Source organism: Streptomyces sp. NPDC025638, from assembly GCF_055558775.1.
This window is the reverse complement of the sequence record NZ_JBVHLX010000001.1, coordinates 920,042-943,891: the sequence shown is the minus strand read 5'-3', so window position 1 is coordinate 943,891 and position 23,850 is coordinate 920,042. Positions and strand designations below refer to the sequence as shown.

General features: G+C 71.2%; 29 protein-coding genes. 13 read left to right on the top strand and 16 right to left on the bottom strand.

Going from position 1 to position 23,850, the window contains the following annotated elements; genetic code table 11:
• From ACZ4EG_RS04215 to ACZ4EG_RS04140, 16 genes are all read right to left on the bottom strand, one after another.
• Positions 1–294 (bottom strand): biotin carboxylase N-terminal domain-containing protein (locus ACZ4EG_RS04215; RefSeq protein WP_467789483.1); only part of this gene is annotated, 294 nt, incomplete at its 3' end.
• Positions 294–509 carry an acyl-CoA carboxylase subunit epsilon gene (locus ACZ4EG_RS04210; RefSeq protein WP_453559879.1) on the bottom strand — a complete coding sequence of 72 codons (216 nt, stop codon included), beginning with the start codon at positions 507–509 and terminating at the stop codon, positions 294–296. The genes ACZ4EG_RS04215 and ACZ4EG_RS04210, both read right to left, overlap by 1 nt.
• A 5-nt stretch (positions 510–514) precedes the next feature.
• Positions 515–2,068 carry an acyl-CoA carboxylase subunit beta gene (locus ACZ4EG_RS04205; protein ID WP_467789482.1) on the bottom strand — a complete coding sequence of 518 codons (1,554 nt, stop codon included), beginning with the start codon at positions 2,066–2,068 and terminating at the stop codon, positions 515–517.
• 62 nt (positions 2,069–2,130) lie between these two features.
• Positions 2,131–3,102 carry an ACP S-malonyltransferase gene (gene fabD, locus ACZ4EG_RS04200; protein WP_453559876.1) on the bottom strand — a complete coding sequence of 324 codons (972 nt, stop codon included), beginning with the start codon at positions 3,100–3,102 and terminating at the stop codon, positions 2,131–2,133.
• Between the two features lie 171 nt (positions 3,103–3,273).
• On the bottom strand, positions 3,274–4,047 hold the full coding sequence (locus ACZ4EG_RS04195; protein WP_453559874.1) for a helix-turn-helix transcriptional regulator: 774 nt from the start codon (positions 4,045–4,047) through the stop codon (positions 3,274–3,276).
• A 143-nt stretch (positions 4,048–4,190) separates the two neighbouring features.
• On the bottom strand, positions 4,191–4,925 hold the full coding sequence (locus ACZ4EG_RS04190) for a 4'-phosphopantetheinyl transferase family protein (protein ID WP_453559872.1): 735 nt from the start codon (positions 4,923–4,925) through the stop codon (positions 4,191–4,193).
• Complete coding sequence (locus ACZ4EG_RS04185) at positions 4,906–5,346, bottom strand: DUF3995 domain-containing protein (RefSeq protein WP_467789448.1); 441 nt, start codon at positions 5,344–5,346, stop codon at positions 4,906–4,908. Before ACZ4EG_RS04185 ends, ACZ4EG_RS04190 begins: the two co-directional genes overlap by 20 nt.
• Entirely contained in the window at positions 5,343–6,089 is a 747-nt protein-coding gene (fabG, locus tag ACZ4EG_RS04180) for a 3-oxoacyl-[acyl-carrier-protein] reductase (RefSeq protein WP_467789447.1), read from the bottom strand. The genes ACZ4EG_RS04185 and fabG overlap by 4 nt, the downstream gene beginning before the upstream one ends.
• The gene (locus ACZ4EG_RS04175) at positions 6,082–6,591 is read right to left on the bottom strand and encodes a 3-hydroxyacyl-ACP dehydratase FabZ family protein (RefSeq protein WP_453559865.1); all 510 of its coding nucleotides are present in this window, start codon (positions 6,589–6,591) and stop codon (positions 6,082–6,084) included. The genes fabG and ACZ4EG_RS04175 overlap by 8 nt, the downstream gene beginning before the upstream one ends.
• Positions 6,588–6,977 (bottom strand): 3-hydroxyacyl-ACP dehydratase FabZ family protein, encoded by a 390-nt coding sequence (locus ACZ4EG_RS04170; protein WP_453559863.1) that lies wholly within the window; start codon positions 6,975–6,977, stop codon positions 6,588–6,590. Before ACZ4EG_RS04170 ends, ACZ4EG_RS04175 begins: the two co-directional genes overlap by 4 nt.
• A gap of 39 nt (positions 6,978–7,016) precedes the next feature.
• Positions 7,017–7,955 (bottom strand): beta-ketoacyl synthase N-terminal-like domain-containing protein, encoded by a 939-nt coding sequence (locus tag ACZ4EG_RS04165; protein ID WP_453559861.1) that lies wholly within the window; start codon positions 7,953–7,955, stop codon positions 7,017–7,019.
• Complete coding sequence (locus tag ACZ4EG_RS04160; RefSeq protein ID WP_453559858.1) at positions 7,952–9,139, bottom strand: beta-ketoacyl-[acyl-carrier-protein] synthase family protein; 1,188 nt, start codon at positions 9,137–9,139, stop codon at positions 7,952–7,954. Before ACZ4EG_RS04160 ends, ACZ4EG_RS04165 begins: the two co-directional genes overlap by 4 nt.
• A gap of 52 nt (positions 9,140–9,191) precedes the next feature.
• Positions 9,192–9,572, bottom strand: coding sequence for a hypothetical protein (locus tag ACZ4EG_RS04155; RefSeq protein WP_467789446.1), 381 nt, complete (start codon positions 9,570–9,572; stop codon positions 9,192–9,194).
• The gene (locus ACZ4EG_RS04150) at positions 9,572–9,976 is read right to left on the bottom strand and encodes a hypothetical protein (protein ID WP_390712887.1); all 405 of its coding nucleotides are present in this window, start codon (positions 9,974–9,976) and stop codon (positions 9,572–9,574) included. The genes ACZ4EG_RS04155 and ACZ4EG_RS04150 overlap by 1 nt, the downstream gene beginning before the upstream one ends.
• Positions 9,976–10,302, bottom strand: coding sequence for a DsrE family protein (locus ACZ4EG_RS04145; RefSeq protein WP_467789445.1), 327 nt, complete (start codon positions 10,300–10,302; stop codon positions 9,976–9,978). The genes ACZ4EG_RS04150 and ACZ4EG_RS04145 overlap by 1 nt, the downstream gene beginning before the upstream one ends.
• Positions 10,303–10,306: 4 nt before the next feature.
• Positions 10,307–11,284, bottom strand: coding sequence for an acyl-CoA thioesterase (locus ACZ4EG_RS04140; protein ID WP_453559850.1), 978 nt, complete (start codon positions 11,282–11,284; stop codon positions 10,307–10,309).
• 233 nt (positions 11,285–11,517) lie between these two features.
• Here ACZ4EG_RS04140 and ACZ4EG_RS04135 point away from each other — a divergent pair, with 233 nt between their 5' ends.
• The 13 genes from ACZ4EG_RS04135 (at position 11,518) to ACZ4EG_RS04075 (ending at position 23,818) form a co-directional block, all read left to right on the top strand.
• On the top strand, positions 11,518–12,696 hold the full coding sequence (locus tag ACZ4EG_RS04135) for a beta-ketoacyl-[acyl-carrier-protein] synthase family protein (protein WP_467789444.1): 1,179 nt from the start codon (positions 11,518–11,520) through the stop codon (positions 12,694–12,696).
• Positions 12,693–13,619: a beta-ketoacyl synthase N-terminal-like domain-containing protein gene (locus ACZ4EG_RS04130; protein WP_467789443.1), complete on the top strand. Its 927-nt coding sequence runs from the start codon at positions 12,693–12,695 to the stop codon at positions 13,617–13,619. The genes ACZ4EG_RS04135 and ACZ4EG_RS04130 overlap by 4 nt, the downstream gene beginning before the upstream one ends.
• A 53-nt stretch (positions 13,620–13,672) precedes the next feature.
• Complete coding sequence (locus ACZ4EG_RS04125) at positions 13,673–15,307, top strand: MFS transporter (RefSeq protein WP_467789442.1); 1,635 nt, start codon at positions 13,673–13,675, stop codon at positions 15,305–15,307.
• 6 nt (positions 15,308–15,313) lie between these two features.
• Positions 15,314–15,748 (top strand): type II toxin-antitoxin system RatA family toxin, encoded by a 435-nt coding sequence (locus ACZ4EG_RS04120; RefSeq protein WP_453559839.1) that lies wholly within the window; start codon positions 15,314–15,316, stop codon positions 15,746–15,748.
• A complete protein-coding gene (locus ACZ4EG_RS04115) occupies positions 15,745–16,776 on the top strand; it encodes an SDR family oxidoreductase (RefSeq protein ID WP_467789441.1) in 1,032 nt (343 codons plus the stop codon). The genes ACZ4EG_RS04120 and ACZ4EG_RS04115 overlap by 4 nt, the downstream gene beginning before the upstream one ends.
• Positions 16,777–16,811: 35 nt before the next feature.
• Entirely contained in the window at positions 16,812–17,060 is a 249-nt protein-coding gene (locus ACZ4EG_RS04110; protein WP_390712895.1) for an acyl carrier protein, read from the top strand.
• Positions 17,057–17,956 (top strand): ApeI family dehydratase, encoded by a 900-nt coding sequence (locus ACZ4EG_RS04105; RefSeq protein WP_467789440.1) that lies wholly within the window; start codon positions 17,057–17,059, stop codon positions 17,954–17,956. The genes ACZ4EG_RS04110 and ACZ4EG_RS04105 overlap by 4 nt, the downstream gene beginning before the upstream one ends.
• 98 nt (positions 17,957–18,054) lie before the next feature.
• Complete coding sequence (locus ACZ4EG_RS04100; RefSeq protein ID WP_390712897.1) at positions 18,055–18,306, top strand: acyl carrier protein; 252 nt, start codon at positions 18,055–18,057, stop codon at positions 18,304–18,306.
• Positions 18,307–18,374: 68 nt separating this feature from the next.
• Complete coding sequence (locus ACZ4EG_RS04095) at positions 18,375–19,676, top strand: beta-ketoacyl-[acyl-carrier-protein] synthase family protein (protein WP_467789439.1); 1,302 nt, start codon at positions 18,375–18,377, stop codon at positions 19,674–19,676.
• Complete coding sequence (locus ACZ4EG_RS04090) at positions 19,673–20,818, top strand: beta-ketoacyl-[acyl-carrier-protein] synthase family protein (protein ID WP_467789481.1); 1,146 nt, start codon at positions 19,673–19,675, stop codon at positions 20,816–20,818. Before ACZ4EG_RS04095 ends, ACZ4EG_RS04090 begins: the two co-directional genes overlap by 4 nt.
• Positions 20,815–21,849 (top strand): beta-ketoacyl synthase N-terminal-like domain-containing protein, encoded by a 1,035-nt coding sequence (locus tag ACZ4EG_RS04085; protein ID WP_453559827.1) that lies wholly within the window; start codon positions 20,815–20,817, stop codon positions 21,847–21,849. The genes ACZ4EG_RS04090 and ACZ4EG_RS04085 overlap by 4 nt, the downstream gene beginning before the upstream one ends.
• Positions 21,846–22,715: an alpha/beta fold hydrolase gene (locus ACZ4EG_RS04080; RefSeq protein WP_467789438.1), complete on the top strand. Its 870-nt coding sequence runs from the start codon at positions 21,846–21,848 to the stop codon at positions 22,713–22,715. The genes ACZ4EG_RS04085 and ACZ4EG_RS04080 overlap by 4 nt, the downstream gene beginning before the upstream one ends.
• A gap of 5 nt (positions 22,716–22,720) precedes the next feature.
• Positions 22,721–23,818, top strand: coding sequence for a beta-ketoacyl synthase N-terminal-like domain-containing protein (locus tag ACZ4EG_RS04075; RefSeq protein ID WP_467789437.1), 1,098 nt, complete (start codon positions 22,721–22,723; stop codon positions 23,816–23,818).
• Positions 23,819–23,850: the final 32 nt, after the last annotated feature.

Genomic DNA, 23,850 nt, shown 5'->3' with positions numbered 1-23,850 from the left:
ACCCGCGTCCAGGACCGCCTGCGCGAACTCGGCGTTCTCGGAGAGGAAGCCGTATCCGGGATGGATGGCGTCCGCGCCGGACTCACGGGCGGCGTACAGGACCTTCTCGATGTCCAGGTAGCTGGTGGCCGGAGTGTCACCGCCCAGGGCGAACGCCTCATCCGCGGCGCGGACATGCAGAGCGTCCCGGTCCGGGTCGGCGTAGACGGCCACGCTCGCGATCCCGGCGTCCCGGCAGGCCCGGGCCACGCGGACAGCGATTTCGCCACGGTTGGCGATGAGCACCTTGGAGATCATCGACGGGCCCTCCAGGATCCGGCCGGGAGGCAGCCCTCTTGGTGCGTACGGTCCCAGCCCGCCCGGAGCGGAGCGGGATCCAGCGGTTCCGGCGTGCTGTGCTCGCCGCCGATGAGTACGGCGATCAGTGCCGCGAGATCCTCCGGGTCCGGTTCTCCTCGGACAACCGTCAGATGCAGCGCGGGTGTTGTCGTGTCGCGTGTTGTCGTCATGGTCATCACACCGGTGGGTTGCCGTGCTTGCGCGACGGCAGGTCGGCGTGTTTGGTGCGGAGCATGTCCAGTGCGCGGATCAGGATCGAGCGGGTCTCCGCCGGGTCGATCACGTCGTCCACGAGGCCGCGTTCGGCTGCGTAGTAGGGGCCCATCAGTTCGCTCTGGTATTCCTTGATCTTCTGGGTGCGCACCGCCTCCATGTCGTCGGCGGCCGCGATCTCCTTGCGGAAGATGACGTTGGCGGCGCCCTCGGCGCCCATCACTGCGATCTCGTTCGACGGCCAGGCCAGGGACAGGTCGGTGCCGATGGAGCGGGAGTCCATGACGATGTACGCGCCGCCGTAGGCCTTCCGCAGCACCAGGGAGATACGGGGGACGGTGGCGTTGCAGTAGGCGTAGAGGAGTTTGGCGCCGCGGCGGATGATGCCGTCGTGCTCCTGGCCGACGCCGGGCAGGAATCCGGGCACGTCGACCAGCGTGACCAGGGGGATGTTGAACGCGTCGCAGAACTGAACGAAGCGTGCGGCCTTCTCGGAGGCCTCGATGTCGAGGACGCCGGCCATGCTGCCGGGCTGGTTGGCGACGATGCCGGTGACATGGCCGTCGAGGCGGGCCAGTGTGCAGATGACGTTGGCCGCCCAGCGCTCGCTGACCTCGAAGTGCTCGCCGTCGTCGACGATCTCCTCGATCACCTTGCGCATGTCGTAGGAGCGGCTGGGGTCGGCGGGCACGAGGCCGATGAGCGCCTCGGTGCTGCGGATCGGTGAGTCCGACGCCGGTGTCCTGGGCGGGAGTTCACGGTTGTTGGAGGGCAGCAGGGACAGGAGGTAGCGGACCTCTTCGAGGCACTGCTCCTCGTCGTCGTAGGCGAAGGCGGCGACGCCCGAGGTGGCCGCGTGGACGTCGGCGCCGCCGAGTTCGTTCTGGCTCACCCGCTCTCCGGTGACCGCCTGTACGACGTCGGGGCCGGTGATGAACATCTGCGAGGTGCCGCGCACCATGAAGACGAAGTCGGTCAGCGCCGGGGAGTAGGCGGCGCCGCCGGCGCAGGGCCCGAGCATCACGCTGATCTGCGGGATCACCCCGGAGCAGCGGGTGTTGCGGCGGAAGATGCCGCCGTAGCCGGCGAGTGCGGTGACCCCTTCCTGGATGCGGGCGCCCGCGCCGTCGTTCAGCGAGATCAGCGGGGCGCCCGCGGACTCGGCCATGTCCATCAGTTTGTGGATCTTCTGGGCGTGGGCCTCGCCCAGGGCGCCGCCGAAGATGCGGAAGTCGTGGGCGTAGACGAAGACCGTGCGGCCGTGGACCGTGCCCCAGCCGGTGATGACACCGTCGGAGTAGGGCTTCTTCGCCTCCATGCCGAAGCCGGTCGCGCGGTGTCGGCGCAGTGCCTCGATCTCGGTGAACGAGCCCTCGTCGAGGAGGAGTTCGATCCGCTCGTGGGCGGTCAGCTTGCCCTTGCCGTGCTGGCGTTCGGTGGCGGCCGGGTCGGGGCCCTGCCGGACCAGGGCCTTGAGTTCGGTCAGCTCGTCCAGCCAGGTGCCGAGGTCGCGCACCGGGGCGGCGGGTACGGCGTCGTCTTCGGTCCGGCGCACGATGTGCAACTCCGTGTCCCCGTTCATACCGCGGCGCCGGAGTGGACGAGCTGCTCGTCGGCGAGTGCGACGGTCTTCGCGAGCCTGCGGGCGTCGTGTGTCGTGTGGACCGGTAGATCGGGCGCGATCCGCCGGCACAGTCCGGACAGCACGTTGCCCGGGCCCACCTCGACAAACCGGCCGGCGCCGGCCGCGGTCAGTGTGTGCACCGCGCCGGTCCAGCGGACCCGGCCCGTGAGCTGGCGGCGCAGGCAGTCGCGTATGTCGTCGACCGAGCGGAGCAGGTCCGCGGTGACTCCCGAGACCACCGGCACCCGCGGGGCGCGCAGTTCGACCGCGGCGAGCTCGGCGGCGAACTCCTCCTCGATTCCGGCCATCAGGCTGGAGTGGAAGGGTGCGCCCACCTCCAGGACGACCGCCCTGACCGCGCCCGCGTCGCGGGCGTCCGCGCACAGCCGCTCCACCGCGCTCTCCTGGCCCGACACGACGACCTGTCCCGGCTCGTTGTCGTTGGCGACCTCGACGACCTGGCCGGTTTCGGCGGCGGCGCGGGCGCACAGGTCCTCCACGGTGGCCAGGTCCAGGCCGAGGACCGCCGCCATCCGGCCCGGGACCTGGACGTTGACCCCGGCCATGAGCTCACCCCTGCGGCGCACCAGACGCAGGGCGTCGCGCCAGTCGAGGACGCCCGCGCCGACCAGGGCCGTGTACTCGCCGAGGCTGTGTCCGGCGACGAGGTCGGGCTCAAGGCCCTGACCACGCAGGACGTCCAGGGTGGCGATGCTGGTCAGGAAGACGGCGGGCTGGGTGACGGACGTGTCGCGCAGTGCCTCCTGTGGGCCTTCCCAGCACAGCCGGGACAGCGGCAGCCCGAGGATCTCGTCCGCTGTCCGGTAGTACCTGTCCTTCAGATCCGGCCGCTGCTCCAGCAGATGGAGTCCCATGCCCACCCGCTGCGACCCCTGGCCGGGGAAGACGAATGCGGTCTTTCCCATCACGGCGCACCCCTTTCACGGGAATCGGTTCATGCCTGGGACGCTAGGCAGCGAGAAGGGACCGGGGCCGGGCAATGGCCGGAAACTGACAGGAGGAGTGCGGGAGGAGTGAATTCCGGCGCGCGGCGCCGATTTGATTGTCAGGATGTTGCGTGAGAGCCGGCCGGAATGTCAGCCGGCCTGTCGCTCCTGATCCCGCTCGCCGCGCAGCAGTCCCGCTTCGGCGGCGAACACTCCCGCCTGGAATCGTGAGTTGGCGCCGAGGAGTCGCATGATCTCCGCGACATGCCGGCGGTAGGTACGAACCGACATCGACAGTTCACGAGCGGCGACTTCGTCGATGTACCCCTCGCACAGGCAGATGAGCACTTCTTGCGGGAACTCGTGCCGAATTCGGTCCAGGGACAACGGAACCGCACGTTTCCAAGCACCGGCGAACAGCGCGTTGAAGGCCTGGACGACGGCCGGCGCACGCACCCGCGCGGCGTGCGAGGTGCCCCCCTTGACGTGGCGGGTGAGCACGGTGCGGCCGTCGATGATGACGGCCCCGTGCAGCGGTGCGTCGGTGATGCGGATCTCCAGGTCGTGCCGCGGCCGCTTGAGGTCGAGCAGCGCGAACTGCTCGGCGGTGGACTGGGATCCGAGCATGCGGATACGCACACCGGGCACGCTCTTGGGCGCGCGGGAGAGCACGAAGGTCGGCAGCCCGGCACCGGTGCGGTCCGAGGGCAGCACGACGTCGACGCGGCGCTCGGCCAGGCCGAGTTGGTCGGCGAGTGCCTGAAGTGCCGTGTGGGCATCTTCGGTGGTGGTGAGAAGTGAGACGTTTTCCGCCGAGGCGGCTTGATTGTTCGGGAAAACCGAATCGATGAGCGAACGAATCTCCAGAAGCGCGCTTTCCGCTTCGCGACTGGATTGCGTTGAGAAATCCGCACGATTAGACACTTTGCGTCCACCCCCGTGGTACGGAAAGCATAACTGCAGTCGAGGCCAACACTACATTGGCGCAAAGTTGACAGTCAACGCGTACCATTTTTAGTGAGGATTGAACAAACTGCCGATAGAAACGTGAGGGTTCCTCAGATTTACTATCTGGCCTGACCAGCCCCCTGGAAGCGGTTGCCGCCGTGTTCACGGGGTACGGCCACCGCGGCCACGAGGGGCGCCGGAAGCGCAAGGTCTCGTATCAGCCAGGCGCGTTCCCGTCCCGGCAGCCCCGCCGTCACGAGCGCGTGCCCGGGTTGTTCCGGGCGGACGTCCAGTTCGTCCAGCGGTTCGACGATTCCTGTCCCGACGGCCTTGAGAACGGCCTCCTTTCGCGTCCAGCAGCGAAAGAACAATGCGCTGTGGTCGGCCGGAGGGGCGGCCGCGAGCACCGCGCGTTCCCGTGCGGTCAGCGCCTTGCCGCCGACGGTGGCCAGGTCCAGGGGGCGCTGCTGTTCCAGGTCTACGCCGACCGGAAAGCGGGCCACGGCGAGAAGGCCGTGCCCCGCGGTGTGGGACAGGCTGATCCGCGGCGGTGTGCCGGGGCTCAGCAGGGCGGGCGGGCCGTGCTCCCGGTCGCCGCAGTCGGGGCACGGCGCGCGGCCGAGCGGCACCGACTGCGGCTGCACACCGAGCACTTCGCCCAGCAGGCCGCGCACGACCGTACGACCGGTGACGAACGCGGCGGCCCGCTCGGGATCCTTGATCCTGGCGGCCCGCTCCCGCTCGGCGGAACTGAGTACGGCCGTGTCGCCGGCCGGGTCCGAGGAGGTCGTACGCCACCACCACACCTGGACCCCCCCGGCCGCGAGGTACTGTTCAGCGCTTGCTCGCGGCAACCGCGACCACCCCGCCGAGCAGACCGAGGACCACGCACAACGGTGAGTACAGCGCGCTGTTCCAGCGCTGGAACTCACTGGTGGCGCCGGAGTTGAGCAGGAAGCCGCCGACGCCCCGGCCCAGCAGGACCAGGGGCAGGGCGTAACTGCCGAGCGTGCGCAGCCAGTCGGGGCCGAGCCCGGGAATGGTCTCGTTGACCATCAACGTGAGCACGGCACCCGCGACGAGGGCGAGGCCGACCAGCGCGGACAGCGCCGGCGGGGGCATGTTTCCGCTGTCGCTGCCGAGGACGGTCCTGGTGAAGGTCACCTTGTCGGCCAGTGGCCAGGGTGAGAACGCCCAGATGAGATGGAGGCCCCCGATCACCACCAGGGCGACGACCAGGACCGCCGGAACCACGGTGCGGACCACCGTCGTCACAGCACGATCCCGCCGTCGATCTGCACCACGGACCCGGTGATGTACCCGGCCCGGTCGGACGACAGGTACGAGACCAGGTCGGCGACCTCGTCGGCCGTGCCCATCCGGCCGAGCGGCACACCCGAGACCATCTTCTTCGAGTACTCCGCGTCGAGCCCCGACACCATGTCCGTCTCGATGAAGCCGGGCGCGACGGCATTGACCCGGATCCCGTACCGCCCGACCTCCTTGGCCAGCGACTTGGTGAAGCCGATGATGCCGGCCTTGGTGGCGGCGTAGTTGGTCTGCGAGGCGATGCCGTAGACGCCGGCCACCGAGGAGAGGGTGACGATGGATCCGGAGCGGCGCTTGAGCATGTCGAAGGCGGCGGCACGGCACACGTTGTAGGTGCCGGTGAGGTTGACGTCGACGACCTCGTTCCACTGCTCGTCGGTCATCAGGAGCAGCGGGTTGTCGCGGACGATTCCGGCCGAAGTGACCAGCGCGTCGATGGGGGCCAGCTGTTCGCCGACCTGCTTGACCAGGTCGCGTACGGCGTCGGCCGAGGCCACATCGGTCTGTACGGCGAGGATCCGGGTGCCGTACCGGGATGCCTCCTTGCACACCTCGTCGGCCGCCGCCGACCGGGAGGTGTAGCAGAAGGCGACGTCGTAACCGTCCTGGGCGAGCCGCAGCACACAGGCGCGGCCGATGCCCCGGGAGCCTCCGGTGACCAGGGCCACCTTGGGGGTCTGTTCAGGCACGGGTCAGCTCTCCTTCGGTGGTGTTTCGCCCGTCCGCGGCGAGTTCGCCGCCCGGGCGCATGGTGATGACGATCGAGCCGACGGTCAGCAGCGGCTCCCCGTCGAGCAGGCTCTCGCCCTCGAAGATCAGCGTCGTGCCGACGCTGCGGACATGGCGGACCCGGTGCTCGACCAGGCTTCCGGGGAGGGCCCGGCCATGGACCTGGATGCCGCTGATCGAGCCGAACAGCATGACCAGGTCGGCGAGTTCCTCGGGGGCGACCTGCTCCCAGAGCGCGAGCACCCCGGCGGCCTGGCACCAGGACTCCACCAGCAGGGCGACCGGATAGGCGTGGTCGGCCTCGGCGGCGCCCTCGGGGATCCGCGCGTAGCAGGGCTCGTTGACGGTGATCGCCTTGACGGCGGTGAGGCTCACGCCCGGCTCGACGGCGGTGACCCGGTCGACGAGCAGGATCGGATAGCGGTGCGGCAGGGTGCCCTTGAGCCGGTCGATGCCGATCACGACGCCTCCCGCGGTGCGTAGCCGAGGCGGACCTGCGCGGTCCTGCCCCGAGAGGTGGACAGGACGGCGTGCGCCTTCCACGCTCCGGCCTTGAGCTTCCACTCCAGCTCGACGGTCACGTCGTCGTCGGGGAAGACGGGGCTCAGGAAGCGCACCGACTCCACGGCGACCAGCTCCAGACCGGCTGCCTCGGCGGGCGGGTTGGCGAGAGCCGCGTGATGGACGGTCTCCACCAGGCAGACCCCCGGGAAGATCGGGAAGCCGGGGTAGTGGCCGCGGAAGACCGGCTCGTCCGCACCGACGGTCAGCCGGGTGAGGGCTCCGGAGGGACGGCGTTCGAGCGTGTCGACGGTGTGCTTCAGGGGGGTGGCGAATGCCACGGACATGACGGGCTCAACTCCTTTCGTACGACGGTTGGTCGGCGGTCATCGGTGGCTGGGCACCACATGGGCGACCGAGACGTTGCCCTGCGCGGCGACCCCGATGACGAGCTGTTCGACGAAGGCGTCCCGCAGCAGGGCCGCGACCTGTACGGCGGGCCCCAGGCAGCCGGCGCCCGCGGTGGCCCTGACGGCCCCCTCGCCCAGCGCGGCCTCCACCGTGCGGGTGACGGCGTCGTCCCCGCCGATCAGCCACACCTGCGGGCGTCGGCCGGCCAGTCCGAGGGCCGCAAAGGCGGCGGCGAGCGACCGCTCGGCCTGCTCTTGGCCCCGCGTCGACTCGGCCACCGGCGGCGGCAGCAGGAAGCTGCGCACCTGCACCCGGCCGTGGGACCGTCCGCCGCGCGCCTCGACCTCCTCGGCCCGCTCGACGACCAGGGCCACGGCCCCGTCCTCGCTGCCGGACGCGCCGGGCTCGGACCGGTCGAGCGGGGACTCGGCGGCCCCGGTGAGCAGCCAGCGGGCGCGGCCGGCGCGCAGGGCCCGTACGCCGTGCTGCACCGCTTCGAGGCCCGCCACCCGGGGGCTGTGCACGCCGAGGCTGAACCCCTTGAGGCCGTGCTCCATGGCGACCCGGGAGCCGACCAGATTGACCGAGAAGTACGGGACCGTGGCCGGGCTGAGCAGCGTGGAGTCGCCCTCGATCACCGTGCGGTCGAACTCGCCCTGCAGCTCGGACATGCCGTTGTTGGTGCCGACGGTGATCGCGCGCCGGTCCTCGGGCACGTCGTCCAGTTGCGCGCCGGTGTCGGTGAGTGCGCGCGCGGTGGCGGCGAGCAGGTACTGGCTCGCCCTGGGCAAGTACTTGTAGCCGCGGCCGAGTTCGGCCCGGTGGTCGAACCAGCCCCGGGTGCGCTGCCCCTCGGGGTCCAGCACGGCCTCGGTGACCACGCCGATGCCGGTCACCACCAGATCAGCGGTCATCGCGGTTCACCCCGCAGCAGTAGGGACATGTTGTTGCCGCCGAAGGCATAGGAGTTGACCATCGCGGTCCGGCCGGCCGGGGTGCCGGTGGCCACGGGGACATGCACCGGGCACTCGGGGTCGGGCGTGGCCACCGGCAGGTTCGGGGCGAGGAAGCCGTGGTGCAGGAAGAGCGCGGCGGCGACACTGCCGAGGCCGCCGGAGGCGCCGCCGGTGTGCCCGATCAGCGCCTTCAGGCTGTAGAGCGGCAATTCACGGGTGCGCTCGCCGAAGATCTCGTACATCGCCTGGGTCTCGACCAGGTCGTTGAGCCTGGTGCCGGTGGCGTGCGGGACGACGAAGTCGATGTCGTCGGGGGTGGCGTCCGCCTCGGCCAGCGCGTCCCGCATCGCCCGCACGATCTGGGTGCCGTCCGGGTCGAGGCCGGTCGCGTGGTAGGCCTCGCAGCTCCAGCCCGTGCCGGTGAGCGTGGCGTACACCCGGGCGCCGCGGGCCCGCGCGGTCTCGGCGCGTTCGAGTACGACGGCTCCGGCGCCCTCGCCGAGCACGGTGCCGCCCCGGGTCGCGTCGAAGGGCCGGCAGCTTTCCGGGTCGAGTGCGCCGACCTGGTTGAAGGCGGCGTGCGCGACCCTGGAGTAGGTCTCGAAGCCGCCGACGACGACGGCGTCGGCCTCGTCCGCACGGATCATGTCGGCGGCGATGGCCATCGAATAACCGCTGCCGGAACAGGCGTTGCTGACGGTGCTCGCGGCGCCCGTCGCGCCGAGGTGCCGGGCGACGACCGACGCGGTCGAGAACACCGGCGTCCAGGAGTCGTCCGCCGGGAAGCTCTTGTTCGCCCGCCACTGCTCGATGACGTACGCGTCGGCGATGGAGGTCCCCATCACGACGGAGGTACGGCCGTCGGCGAGCACGCCGAGCCCCGCGTCGGCCACCGCCTCGCGGGCGACGCTCAGCGCGGCCCGGGTGGCGTCGCCGATCGCGAAACCGTCGACGGTGGCCGGCTCGGCGCGCAGGGCGCCCTCGGGCAGGAAGTGGAAGTCCCTGATGGGGACGTGGGCCAGGGGGTCCGGGGCCTGCGCCGCGACCGGCGCGGTGGGATGGAGCAGCCCTTGCCAGAAGCTGTCCACCCCCGCGCCGAGGTGACACAGGGCGCCCAGGCCGGTGATGACGACTTCGGTCACCGTCTGTTCTCCCTTTCTACGAGGCTTTCCATGGCTCTGTGGGGTGGCGCGGCTACAGGAAGAAGATCCGGTCGTACTCGGCCCAGCGGGCCGCGAACTCACCCGCCGCCACGCACTCCGCCCCGCTGATCAGCCGGTCCTCCCCCAGCCCCAGGGCGGCGAGGTCCTCGCGCTCCACCCGGATTCCGACGCCCAGATCGCGCAGCCGCAGCAGATCGGCGCGCGGTGCGTCGAGGGTGTCGATCAGTCGCTTGCCCACCTGGAGCGGCTCGGGGGCCGCCGGGGCGTCGACCGCGTAGGTCACGGCCTCGCCGCGCAGCAGCACGTCCAGCCCCAGCTGCCGGTGGATTTCGATGCCGAGGAAGAGCGCGTCGAAGTACGCGACCTCGACCGCTCCCCGGTAGGCGCGCTCCACGATCGCCAGTGAGGCCATCAGGCCACCCCCATGAACAGCGTCCTGGTGGCGGCGTGGACATGGCCGCCGAAGGTGTGCGGCGCCCGCATGCGCACCTCGGGGATGTGCCCGGTGGCGCCCCGGTGCTCGCTGCAGGCCCGGCAGCCGAACCAGTGCAGCCGCCCGGGGAAGGTCTCCAGGAGTTCCCGGATCAGTACGACGGTGGTCGGGTACTCGGCGTAACGGTCGAGCAGATTGGCCGGCTTGGCCTCGCCGAGTGCCTCCTGGCTGAGCATGGTGCTGTAGCCGCAGGCCCAGACCTGGACGCTCGCGCCGCGTTCCAGCAGGGCCTGGAGCAGCCGGAAGACCGAGGTGGTGAGCTCGCCGGTGTGCGGTGGGCCCATCACGACGAGCAGGACGTCCGTCTGCGGGGTGCGGGCCATCAGTGCCACACCACCCTGGTGTCGAGGGCGAGCAGTTCGCCGGCCACCTCGTCCATCCCGACCAGCCGTGCCTGTGCGGGCAGTCGGTCCGCGTCGAGGCCGCGCTGGGTCAGCGCATACCGGTCGACCCACAACTCGGCGCCGCAGGAAAGGAGTTCGTCCAGTGCGGGCTGTGCTCCGGGCAGTGCGGCGGTGACGCCCTCCTGGACGAGGACCAGCCGGACCGGGTGGCCGGAGCGTGCCAGCGTCGTCGCGTCGCCGAGGAAGCGGGCGCCGGCCGGTCCCGAGGCGGGTCCGGACGACTCGATCAGCACGAAGTCGGGCACGGGGTCACTCGCCCCGCAGCGCCGTGAGGACGTGCTCGTCGAAGGGGACGAGGGCCCAGTCCTTGCGGTCGGAGAACACCGCGTAGCCGTGCACGATGGTGCCGGTGGCGGTGGGGATCAGCTTGCCGTCGCGGATGACGTAGCAGTCCATCCGCGAGGTGTAGGTGAGGTCCTTGAAGATGTCCTCGACGGTGAAGACGATGTGCAGCTCCTCCTCCATCAGCGCCTCGTCCAGGAAGCGGATCTTGGAGTGCGGGACCACGGGGATCCACTTGCGCTCGTCGAGGAGGGTCTTGATGGAGATGCCGCGGTGGGCGACGAAGCGGTCCTTGGCCTCCTCCATCAGGCGCAGATAGCCGGACATCTGCAGACGCTCGTTGTTGTGGCAGTACGGGTAGGCGATCCGCCAGCGCCAGGCGATGGCGTTGCTGCCCTCGACGAGTTCCTTGAGCAGCGGGTCCGTCGCATGGGTGGCGGTCAGGCCGAGGTCCGCACTCGGGACGAGTTCGGCGTCCCGCGCCGGCTCGGCGGTCGCGATCCGCTCGACGGTGTACGGGGCCAGCTCGGCCGGGACCGAGTCGGCGGGGTCGACATAGCGCTCGCGGCGCAGGGCGACCCGCACCTTGGCGGTGACGTCCTTGTTCTTGCCGTCCTTGGAGAGGGTGACCGCGAAGGTCAGCGCGGTGCCGTCGCCGGTGGGGCGGACGGTGGCGGTGGCCGTCTCGTCCAGGTGGAAGGCGTTGAGGATACGGGTGTCCAGCTCGGCGAGCTCCAGGCCGAGGCCGTACTCCTCGAACAGGATGCGCGAGGGCAGCTCCGCGGCGCGGAAGTGGGCGAGTACGGCCTCCTCGACCAGGTAGTTGACGTGCTTGAAGCCGATCCAGGTGTTGATGTTGTTGCCCTCGTAGCGGGGGCGCACCTCGGTCTCGGTGGTTGCCGTGGTGAGCGCGGCCAGCTTTTCGGTAAGTGATGCGAATGCCATCGGAATTACCCGTTCCTTTTCTGGTCCAGTGACTGGGCCATGGCCCTGCGGACGCAACGAAACGTAGGGGCAACACCAAGTTGTGCCCGGGGTCTTGACAGCTTCCTGCAGGTGGTGTCGCGGGTTCTGTACCAGGGCGTTTCAGCTTCCTGCCGGTTCGCCGTTCCGGCGGATTCCCCGGCCTAATGTCGCCCCCGGAAACAGGGGTTTGCGCAGACGGGGAGTTGTGCACGGTGACTGAGATCGCCATGACCGGCCTGGGCGTGGTCTGCCGGCTGGGCCGGGGAGTCGAGACGTTCTGGGCGGGGGTACGAGCCGGCTCCACCGCCGTCGCCGACCGGGTGCCGGACCCGGATCTGAAGGTTCCGCTGCCGCTGTACTACCTGGTGCCGGGCGAGGCCCCGGACGTGGTGCCGGGTGAGGCTTCGGATGCGGCGCCCGCGACCCGCTACACCGTGGACGCCGGTCTGGAGGCGTACGCGGATGCCGGGCTCGACGGGGTGCCCGCGTCCCGCGTCGCCGTGGTGATGGGGTCGAGCGTCGGCGATGCCCGGCAGGTCGAGCGGGCCCGCGCGGGGCAGGTGCCGCCGGTGGCGGACGCCTCGCCGCCGTTCGTGCTGGCCTCGGAGCTCGCCGCCCGGATCGGCGCCGGAGCCGGGGCGGTCAACCTCAGCAACGCCTGTGCGGGCAGCGGGTACGCCATCGCCATGGGCGTGGAGTTGATCCGCTCCGGCGAGGCCGATGCCGTCATCGCGGGCGGGGCCGAGGCCTACTCCCGGGTGACCGTCGCCGCCTTCAACCAGATGGGCGCCCTGGCCCCCGACCGGCCCCGCCCCTTCGCCCACGACCGGGCCGGAGTCGTACTCGGCGAGGGCGCGGGAGCCGTCGTACTCGAATCCGCCGACCATGCGCGGGCGCGCGGCGCCCGGCCCTACGCCACGCTCGCGGGCGCCGGCTGGAGCTGCGACGCCGCCCACCCCACCGCACCCGACCCCACGGGCACCCAAGCCGGACGGGCGATGCGGGCGGCGCTGGAGGAGGCGGGGTTCGGCCCGGACGACGTCACGCTGATCGTGCCGCACGCGACCGGGACCAGGCTCAACGACAGCACCGAGGCCGCCGCGATGGGCGCGGTCTTCGGTGCCCGGCTCGGCGCGATCCCGCTGCACAACCTCAAGGCGGTCGTCGGCCATCTGGCAGGTGGGGCCGGGGTGTTGGGCACGGTTTTCGCGGCCCTCTGCTTCCACCACGGCACGGTCCCCGGCAATCCGGCGACGACCGCGGTCGACCCCGAGTGTCCGGTGCACCTTCCCACCGGTCCCACCGAACTTCGCTCCGGAGTCGCGCTGGTGAACGCCTACGCCTTCGGCGGCAACAACATCTCCCTGGCCCTGACCGGAGCACCCTCATGACCTTCGTCGTATCGGCGCTCGACGTCATCGCCCCGCCACGGCCCGGCGCGGCCGGCTGGTTCGACCAGCGGGCCGAACTCGGCCGTGGCTACCGGCACCTGCCGCCGTCCGCCCAGTACCTGCTGGCGGCGGTCAAGCGGGCGCTGGCCCAGGACGGCATCGGCGACGCGCTGCCGGCCGTCCCCGAGGAGCGGCGTGCCGTCGCGGTCGGCACCAACCATGCGGTGGCCGGCCTCCACGCGGAGATCGACCGGGCCACGGTCGCCGGCGAGGCGCACCTGCTCTCGCCGACCGCCGTCCCCTACTTCTCACCGAACCTCATAGCGAGCCGGGTCGCCATGGAGCACGCGCTGAAGGGCTTCAGCCTGGCCGTGCACACCCCGCGCACCGCCGCTCTGGAGGCGCTCCAGGCCGGGCTGCGCGCGCTGCGCTCCGGGCGGGCCGACTGGCTGCTGGCCGGGGCGACCGAGGCGGTGCCGCCGGAGTCGGACAAGGCGGCGGTGACCGTGCCGGGTGCGGCCGAGGAGGGTGCGCTGGCCCTGGTCGTAGAGCCGGAGGCGGCGGTATTCGCCGGGGGCCGGCGGGCGCTGGGGCGGGTCGCGGTGCGGTCCGTGTTCGTGCCGCCCGGGCGGGCCGGGGTCCCGGAGGAGGTGCGGGCGGCGGTGGGCGTCCTGCTCGACGGGCTCACGGCCGAAGCCCGACTGGCAGCCGGAGCCCAACTGGCAGGGGACGGTTCCCCGGTCGCGGAGGCCGTCGCGGGCGCGCTCGGGGTCCCCGCGGAGCCTTCCGGAGCCGGCTCCCTGCGCCCCCTCCAGGCGATCGCCACGGCGCTCACCCGGCCGGCGGGACCGCGACTCGTCGTCGCCGCGACCGCCGTAGGAAACGTCTCCGCCGCCCTCGTCACCCCCACGACGCCCGGCTGACTCCGCTGCCTTCGACATCCCCCTCTCAACACCGCAATGAAGGAGAGCACTTGATGGCAACACATGCAGAAGTCCGGGATCCCGGCGGGGAGTCCGTCGCCTCGGGCCGCGGCTGGACGCTGGCCGTGGTCTGCATCGCGACGTTCATGCTCATGCTCGACCTCACCGTCGTCAACGTGGCCCTGCCCGACATGCGGGTGTCGCTGGACGCCGACTTCTCCGAGCTGCAGTGGGTCCTCGACTCGTACGCGCTGACGCTGGCCGCGTTCCTGCTCACCGGCGGCTCGCTCGCCGACCGGCTGGGCCGCAAGCGGATCTTCAACGCCGGGTTCGTCGTGTTCACGCTGGCCTCGCTGGGCTGCGGTGTCTCGCAGAGCATCCTGCAGCTCAATCTCGCCCGTGGGCTTCAGGGCGTGGGCGCCGCTGTGCTGTTCGCGGTCGGCCCCGCGCTGATCGGCCACGAGTACCGGGGCAAGGACCGCGGCCAGGCCTTCGGGATCTTCGGCGGTGTGGTCGGTCTGGCGATCGCCTTCGGCCCGCTGATCGGCGGCGGCCTCACGGACGCGCTGAACTGGCGCTGGATCTTCCTGGTGAACGTGCCGATCGGGGCCGTCGCCCTGGCCATCGGGGCGCTGCGCATCCGTGAGTCCCGCAACCCGGACAGCCACCGGGTCGACTGGGCGGGCCTGGTGGTCTTCTCCAGCGCGCTCGGCCTGCTGGTGACCGGCTTCCTGCGCGGGCACGCGGAGGGCTGGGACAGCGCGCCGATCGTGTCGATGTTCACCGGTTCCGCCGTGCTCCTGGTGCTGTTCGTCTTCATCGAGCGCAGGCGCGGCGATGCCGCCATGCTCGATCTGACGATGTTCCGCATCCCGACGTTCATCGGGATGTCCGCGGCCACGCTGCTGTGGAACTCCACCGTCCTGAGCGCGATCTTCCTGCAGATCTCCTATCTGCAGAACGTGCTCGGCTTCAGCCCGCTGGGCACCGGTGTCCGCTTCCTGCCGATGACCCTGACGCTGTTCGTCGTCGCGGGCGTCACCGGCCTGCTGGTCGCCAAGGTGTCCCCGAAGCTGCTCGCCGTGCTCTCGGGCACGCTGATGGCGAGCGGCCTGTTCCTGGTCACCCTGGTGCGGCACGACAGCAAGTGGACCGTGCTGCTGCCCAGCATGCTCGTGGCCGGGATCGGCATGGGCATCTACCAGCCGCTGCGGGCCGCCCTCTCGGTCGGCATGGTGGAGCCCGACAAGGCCGGCATGTCCTCCGGGATCGCCGAGACCTTCCAGCAGGTCGGCGTCGCCCTGGGCATCGCGGTGTTCGGCGCGGTCTTCCAGAGCCGGGTCGCCGACTCGTTCGCCGGCTCGCAGGCGGCGGGCGAACTCGGTGGGAAGGCCGATCAGTTCGGCGACGCGGTGTCCACCGGCGCCGTCGGCGAGATGGCCAAGGCCCTGCCGCCGGAGCTCGCCGGGAAGGTCGCGGACGCGGCACGGTCCGCCTTCGTCGACGGCCTGCACGACGTACTCGTCGCCTCCTCCACGGTGACCGCCGTGGGCGCCGTCATCGCGCTGCTGTGCATCCGCTCCAAGGACCTGCACGAGAGCGCGCGGGGCGACCAGCTCACCGACCTCGACGCCGAGTTCCGCGAACTGCCGGAGCTGGACGGCCTCTCACGCAACGCGAAGGACTGACCGACCATGCCCACCATCACCACCCGACAGACGACCGGGCAGTCCCCCGGCCGCATCTGGGACGCCGTACTCGACTGCGCGTCCCTCCCGTCCTACGTCCCCGAGGTCGCCGAGGCCCAGATCCTCGACCAGCACGGCGACCGGCGCACCACCCGCTGGGCCGTACTGCTCGGCGGACCCCGCCTGGAGTGGGTGGAGGAGGAGACCATCGACCACCAGCGACGCCGTATCGACTTCCGCCACATCGAGGGCCCGCTGTCCCGCTGCACGGGCCACTGGCAGATCGACGCCGCCGGCCCGCACACCAGTGTCGAACTGCACCTCGACTTCGCGATCGGCATCCCGCTGATGGACGCCATGCTCGGCCCGGTCGCCGAGCGGACCCTGCGCACCTTCACCGAGTCCGCGCTGGCCGGCATAGCCCCGAGGAGCACCCGATGAAGATCCTGCTGACCGGGTCCGGGGGCGTGGTGGGCAGCGAAGTCCTCGCCCAGCTCGCCGAGTTCACCCAGTCCGGAGGGAAGGCCGAGGTCACCGCCGTCACCCGGCGCCCCTCCCGCCCGGAGGAGTCCGGCTGGGTGCTGGGGGCCGAGCCCGCCCCCGAGGAGCTGCGGCGGCAGCACTGGGACGTGGTGATCCACAGCGCCGCCTCCACCCGGTGGACGATGACCAAGGACGAGGCGATCACCGCCAACGTCCGTACCACCGAGGCCGTCCTCGAACTCGCCGACGCCGACACCCATGTCGTCCACATCTCGACGGCGTACGTCGACGGGCAGGAGGGGGCCGCCCGGGACCCCGAGTACGGCCGCTACCGCAACGGCTACGAGTGGTCGAAGGCCGAGTCCGAGGACGTCGTCCGCACCCGGCACGCCGGTCCGCTGACGATCGTGCGGCCCCCGCTGGTCTTCGGCCGCGGCACCGACGGCGCGATCGCCCGCCTGTCGGGCCCGTACGCGATGGTGCAGTCCCTGGTCTCCGGCCTGGCGCCCGCGCTGGTCGGCGATCCGGACGGCTTCATCGAGATCTCGCCCGTCGACCAGGTGGCGGAGGTCATCGTCGCCGCCGCGCTCGGGGAGCCGCCGGCCACGCGGACGGTGGAGACGATCGCCGCGGGCGAGGGCTGTCTGCGGGTCTCGGACATGGTCGCCGTCATCACCGGGACCATCAATGACTGGCGGGCCGAGCGGGGCATCGCGCCGATCCCGCTCGCGCCCGTCATCCCCGCCGCCCACTGGCACGGCTTCTACCTCCCGCTCATGGCACCCCACCTCTCGGACGTGCAGCAACGCGCCGTCGACCTGCTGAGCATGTTCGAGAGCTACACCAGCATCCCGGCCCCCTTCACACCGACGAAGACGGTCCGGGACCCGGCCGGCCTGCTGTCCCACTCGGTCCGCTGGTGGGCCGACGCGAAGCCCCGGCACGCGAAGCGGCTGCCGGAGCCCTGGCAGCTGGTCGCGGCCTGACATCCCACACCACTCACTCTCGTAAGGAAACAGAAATGACCACTGCCACGCTCGAAAAGGAATCCCTGCGCGAACTCGTCGCCGACGCGCTCGACGTCGAGATAGAGGACGTCACCGATGACGCCCTCTATGTCGAGGACCTCGGTGTCGACTCCCTGATGGGCCTGGAGATCCTCGTCCAGCTGGAGAAGAAGTTCGGCGTCAAGATTTCCGAGAAGGAATTCGGCGAGATCACCAACTTCGGCCAGACCTACAGCCTGCTCAGCTCGAAAATCGCCGGATGAGCGGCCACCCACGCTGCCGGTCGGTCCGTGCCCCCTTCACGGGGGTCCGGGCCGACGGCGTACAGCTCCGGCTGGACCCCACCGAGCCCGTGTTCCACGGCCACTACCGGGGCTTCCCGATCTTCGCCGGGGTCTTCCTGGTCGAAACGTCCCACCAGGCCGCCCTCGACCTCGCCCCGGCCGGGGTCCCCGAACTACGCCTGGCCCGCCTGGAGTCGGCTCGCTTCCTGCACCCCGCCTACCCCGGCGACACCCTCACCTTCTCGCTCCGCTGGAAGCAGGACGGTACGGAGTGGGTGTGCCGGGCGGCCGCCGCCACCGAGCGCGCCCCGGTGGCGCGGATCCGGCTGCGGTACGCGGAGGCAGGCGCCGCCTCGCCCCTCGTACCGCCCGGCTTCCCGACCGAACTCCCCGCCGGCCCGGTCCCGTTGTCGCTGCCTGAGCTGATGGCCCGCATCCCGCACCGGGACGAGATGCTGCTGATCGACCGGGTGCTGTCCTTCGAGCCCGGTGGGCCGGTCAGGGCCGAGAAGGCGGTGACGTACGGCGAACCCTGGTACCGGCATCTGGACTCCGAGGCGAAGGACCCGGCCGCGTACGCCTATCCGATCGGCCCGCTGATGGAGTCCTTCAACCAGGCCGCGGCGGTCCTCGCCACGGCCGACAAGGCGAACACGGACGTACTCGCCGAGGAAGTGCTGATGCTGGGCAGCTACACCCACGTGGCCTTCGGGACCCCGGTGTTCCCCGGCGACACCCTGGAGCACACCGTCCGGCTGGCACGCACGGTCGACGGCATCCAGATCTTCGAGGGCAGCACACGCGTGCGTGGCGAACTGGTCCTCACGGTGGACCAGGCCGTGCTGGCCCGCCGGCCCGCCGATCGCATTCGCTGACAGCTTCCTGCCGCAGCCGCGCCGAACGCCTTCCCGACGGTCAAGAATCAAGTCACGGAAACAATTTCCGGCCCAAGCCATTCGCAAGGAGACAAAGCATGTCCACCGAACTCGCCGAGCGCACCGAAACCATCAAGGAAATCGTCTGCGACATCCTCGAAATAGAGCAGGACGAGGTCACCCGGACGAGCCTTTTCAAGGAGGACCACAACGCGGACTCGCTGCGCGCGATCGAGATTCTCGCCGCGTTGGAGAAGGAGTTCAGCGTGGTCATCAACCAGAGCGAGCTGCCCCGCATGGTGAACATCGAGGGCGTCTACCAGGTAGTCGCCGAGGCCGCCGGCTGGTAGTCCCCGCCCGGATCCGGGCCGGTCCCGGATCCGGGTGCGGACCAACGACTGTGGATCGGAAGGGTGGCATGTCAGCACAGCACAGCGCACAGCGCGCCATCGGGCCGGCCGGGGAAGCGACACGCCACCGGGTCGTCCTCACCGGATTCGGCGTGGTCTCCAGCATCGGCCTCGGCGTCGCCGAGTTCCTGCGGGGGCTGCGGGAGGGCCGCAGCGGGGCCCGGCCCATCTCCGTGTTCGACACGGAGGGGTTCTCGCACTCGACGGGCTGCGAGGTCACCGGGTTCGACCCGGCCCGGTGGGTCACCGAGCTCGATCTGGACCAGTTGGGCCGGGCCACCCAGTTCTCGGTGGCCGCCGCCCGTATGGCGCTGGAGGACTCCAGACTCGGCCTCGACCGGCTCCGTGAACGGCGGGGTCTGATCTCGATCGGCACCACCGACGGGGAGTCCTACGACCTCGACCGCCTCGTCGAGACCGAACTCACCGAGGGCGTCGAGCAGTTGGACCCGATGGCCGTGCGCCGGGTACCGGCGGGGCGGCTCTCGGTGGCCATCGCCCAGGAACTGGGCCTCAGCAACGTCGAGGCGGTGACGGTGCCGACCGCCTGCGCGGCCGGCAACTACGCCATCGGCTACGGCTTCGACGCGGTGGCCTCCGGGGAGGCCGAGTTCGCGTTCTGCGGCGGCGCGGACGCCATGTGCCGCAAGACGTTCACCGGCTTCTACCGGCTCGGCACCATCGCCCCGGACCGCTGCCAGCCCTTCGACGCCGACCGCAAGGGCATCCTGACGGGCGAGGGCGCCGGCGTCCTCGTACTGGAGCGGCTGGACGCCGCCCTCGCCCGCGGGGCGCACATCTACGCGGAGGTACTGGGCTACGGCCTCAACTGCGACGCGTACCACCAGGTGGCCCCGAACCAGGACAGCGTCGCCCGCGTCATGCGGCTCGCCCTGGAGAACTCCGGGGTCAAGCCGGACCAGGTCGACCTGGTCTCCGCGCACGGCACCGGGACCAAGGCCAACGACGTCACCGAAGTCGGCGCCATCCGCCAGGTGTTCGGCGACACCCCGCCGCGCACGGTGTCGGTCAAGTCGATGCTCGGGCACAGCATGGGAGCGGCCAGCGCGCTGGGCGCGATCGGCTGCGCACTGGCCATCGACAACCGCTTCGTACCGCCCACGATCAACCACGTCACGACCGACCCGGAGTGCCAGGTCGACTGCGTGCCCAACGAGGCGGTCGAGGCGGACCTGAGGGTCGTCCAGAACAACGGCCTGGCCTTCGGCGGCAACAACGCGGTGCTGCTGCTGGGCCGTTACGACGGGCCGGACGATCCGATCCGAGCGAAGGAGGACACGCTGTGCTGAGCCAGGCCATCACCGGCATGGGCGCCGTGGCGAGCACGGGCAGGGGAATCGACGACCTCTTCGAGGCCCTGTGCGCCGGCGTCACCGGCCACGCCCCGCTGCGCGGCTTCGACCGTTCCAACTTCCGCGCCCAGTACGCCTACGAGGTCGACGACCGCCCGGCCGAGGGCGTGGACGTCCCGGCCCGCGCCACGGCTCTCCTGCTGGACGCCGTCGCCCAGGCGGCCAAGGACGCCGGCCTCGGCGAGGACCTGAGCGGCATCCCCGTACTGGTCGGCACGGGCCTGCGCGAGCTGCGCTCCCTGGAGCTGTGGTGGCGCGGGGAGGCCGAACTCACCGAGCGCGACCTGGACTTCGGCCCCGCCCTGCGGGAGCGGTTCGGCGCGCGGCAGACGTACACCTTCTCCAACGCCTGCTCGGCCTCGCTGTACGCGCTCGCCCTCGGCTCGGACCTGCTGACCCAGCCGGACGGCCCGGACACCGTCGTGGTGGCCGGCGTCGACGTCCTGACCGAGAGCATGTACGGCCTGCTGGAGCGGGTGCATCCCGAGCCGCCGGAGCGCGTACGGCCCTTCGACCGCAACCGCACCGGTGTGCTGATGGGCGACGGCGCGGCCGCGGTCGTACTGCGCCGGCAGGCCACCGGAGCCGAGGGTCAGCAGGTGCACGGCCGGCTGCGCGGCGTGGCGGTCAACTGCGACGCGTACCACGCCACCGCGCCCTCCCCCGAGGGAATCGCCGAGGCGATGCGGCAGGCGTACACCACCGCGGCGATCGAGCCCGCCGGGATCGACCTGGTGATGCTGCACGGCACGGGCACCCTCCTCAACGACGAGGCGGAGGCCGTGGCGCTGGCCGAGGTGCTCGGCCCGGACGCCGGCAAACCCCTGATGACGGCCATCAAGTCGATGACCGGTCACACCTCGGGCGGCTCCGGACTGCTCAACCTGGTGATCGGCCTGCGGGCGATGGACCAGGGCCGGATACCGCCGACGGTCGGCCTGGACGACCCGGTGGACGAGGCGGCGGACTTCCGTTTCGTGACGGCGGCCGAGCGCCGCGCCGATGTGAAGACCATGCAGCTGAACGCCTTCGGCTTCGGCGGCATCAACGCGGTGGCGATTGTGGAGGCGGCCCGATGAGCGGTTCGGTGGTCATGACCGGCGTCAGCGTCCTGGTCCCCGGGGCGGACACCCCGGCGGCACTGGCCGCGGGACCGGCGGCGGACGGCCGACCGGTCGCGCCGGAGGTGCTGGTCGGCAAGAAGGGCCTGCGCTACAAGGACCGGGCGACCCAGCTCGCGTACTGCCTGGCGTCCGGCGCCCTGATGGACACGGGTCTGCTCGACGAGGACGGGCTGACCGTCCCGGGGACGAGCATCGGAGTCGTGGCCAGCTCCAACTTCGGCAACCTGGACACGGTCACCCGCGCCCTGGACACGATCAGGGCACAGACGGTCACGGCCACCTCGCCGATGGACCTGCCGAACGCCTCCAGCAACGTCATCGCCTCCTCGGTGGCGATCAGGTTCGGCCTGCGCGGACCCAACCTGATGGTCTGCAACGGCGCCACCTCCGGTCTGGACGCCCTGCACTGGGCAGCCACGATGATCCGCTCGGGGCGCGTGCGGCGCGTGCTGGTGATCGGTGTGGAACCGGACAACGAGCCGGTACGGCGGCTGCTGGGCGACGGGCGTACGGGCGTGGACGGCGGGGCGGCCGTGGTGGTCGAGGACGCCGAGGCCGCGCTCGGGAGGTCGGCCGACATCCGGGCGGTCTACGGCGGTTACGTGATGACGGACGGGGTCCGCTCCTGTGTCGAGAGCCTGGCCCGCGGACACGGCCCGGCCCCGGTGCGCTGGCAGCTCTCGAGGGACACCGCGGACTTTCTGCCCGCCGATCTGCTGCCCGGCGTGCCGCGGGCCGTCTTCGGCGCCGGACTCGGCGAGGCGTCCGGGGCGCTCGGGGTGCTGCAGTGTGCCGCGGCGACCGGGTGGTTCGACGAGGGCGGCACGGGCCCTGTGTACGCGGTGGCCGGCGCGGGTCTGCGGGGCGCCACGTCCGGGGTGTGCCTGCTGGATCCTTCCGCGGTCCCTGCCGGGGTCGCCTCCGCGGCCGGTGCGGCGGCCGCTTCGGTGACCCCTGTGGGGGCCGCTGCCGGGAGCCCACGGTGATTCGTCCCCCCGAACCGTCGGCTCCCGTCGTGCTGCGGCGGCACTCCGGTGCCGCCGCAGCGGGCGCCCCAAGGATCCTGTTCCTGCACGGCCTCGCGGGCACGGACACGGTGTGGGACGAGACCGCGCGGCAGCTGGGCACCGACGACTACGACATCTGGTCCGCGGCCCTCCCCTGGCGCGGGCAGGGCGTGACGGGCTGGGGCCGCAGCGCGGACCTCACGCCCTGGGTGGAGGAGGCGCTGGTCTCCGTGCCGGGCCCGGTGGACGTCGTGGTCACCCACTCGATGTCGTCGAACGTGCTGCTCGAACTGCTGGACAGGACCGCCGAGTCGGACGGCGGAGCACTGCGCCGCTTCGGCATCCGCGCCCTGGTCCTCGTCTCCCCCTTCTACCGGGCCTCGGCCGAGGAATTCGACTGGTCGACGATCACCCACTACCTCAACAACTTCCACCTCATCCTCCAGGAGGGCATCCGGGCCCACTCCGGCGGCCGGGTGTCGACAGAGACCGAGGCCGCGATGGCGGAACGGGTGCGGGAGTGGATCGGCCCGTACGGCTGGATCCGCTTCTTCGACCTGTTCCTGCGCACGCCGGAACTGCTGACGGCACGGATCACCGTGCCCTGCCTGGTCATCGGCGGCACGCACGACATCGCGACACCGTCGGAGCACGCGGTCGCGCTGGCGGGTGCACTGCCGGACGCACGGCTTCGTGTGCTCGACGGCAGCGGCCACTTCCCGATGGTGGACGAGCGGGCCGCTTTCGGCACCGAACTCAGGACGTTCCTGGATTCCGTCCTGCGAAACCCGCCCGTCCACCAGGCACCTCTCACCACTCTCACCACCCTCACCACAGAAACGTGACGATCATGAGTGCAACCGAAACGCTCGGCCGCCGCCCGGTCATCACCGCCTGGTCCGCCGTCTCGCCGTTCGGCGTCGGCCGGGCCGCCTTCACGGAGGGCATCAAAGAGCGCCGTACGACGACGGCACCACTCGGGCCGTCGTACGACAACGTCCCTTCCCCCAGCGCCTGTCTGGTACCGGGCTTCGACGTCCGTACGGCCCTCGGCCGCAAGGGCACCCGTTCCATGGACCGGGTCACCGGCCTCACGGTCACCGCGGTCGGCGCGTTGCTCGGCGAGAGCGAGCGCAACCAGCGGGTGGGCACGGGAGAGGGCGCGGCGTTCGCGCTGGGTACGACGACCGGCAGCGCGCAGAGCATGATGGACTTCACCCGCGACTCGCTCACCGGTGAGCAGCCGTTCTTCGTGGACCCCGCGCAGTTCCCCAACACGGTGATGAACTGCGCCAGCGGCCAGAGCGCGATCTGGTACCAGCTCAAGGGCCCCAACACCACGATCGCGGGCGGCCGTGCGGCCGGCCTGCACGCCCTCAACTACGCGCGCAGGCTGCTGGCTTCGGGCCATGCGGAGAGCGTGCTGTGCGGTACGGCGGAGGAGTTCTCACCGGCGCGGGCGTGGCTGGAGCACCACGCGGCCACGGCGGAGTCGCTGCCGCTGGGCGAGGGCAGCTCCATGCTGCTCGTGGAACCCGCCGGGGCGGGCGACCAGCCGGTGCTGGCCGAGGTCCTGGCGGTCGAACTGGGCGTGGTGCTGGGCGAGGACGTACGGGCGGCGCTGTCCTCCTGCCTGCGCCGCGCGCTGGTCCAGGCAGCGGTGGAACCGTCGCGGATCGTGGCGGTGGCCCGCTCCTGCAGCACCGGCGGAGCGGGAGCCGACGAGGTCTCGGCCGTCGCGGACGTGCTCGGCGACGGGACCGGGGCCGTGGACCTGGCGCCCCATGAGCTGATCGGCGACACGGGAGCGGCCGCGGCCGGCTTCCAGACGGCGTCCCTGCTGGCGTACGCCGAGACGCACCCGTCCGCGGCCGCCGACGGGATCGGCCTGATCACGTCGGTGGACCGCACGGGCTCGGTGGGCTGCGCCCTGCTCCGCCTGCACTGAACCATCCCGATTCTCCAAGGAGTTCACTCCCC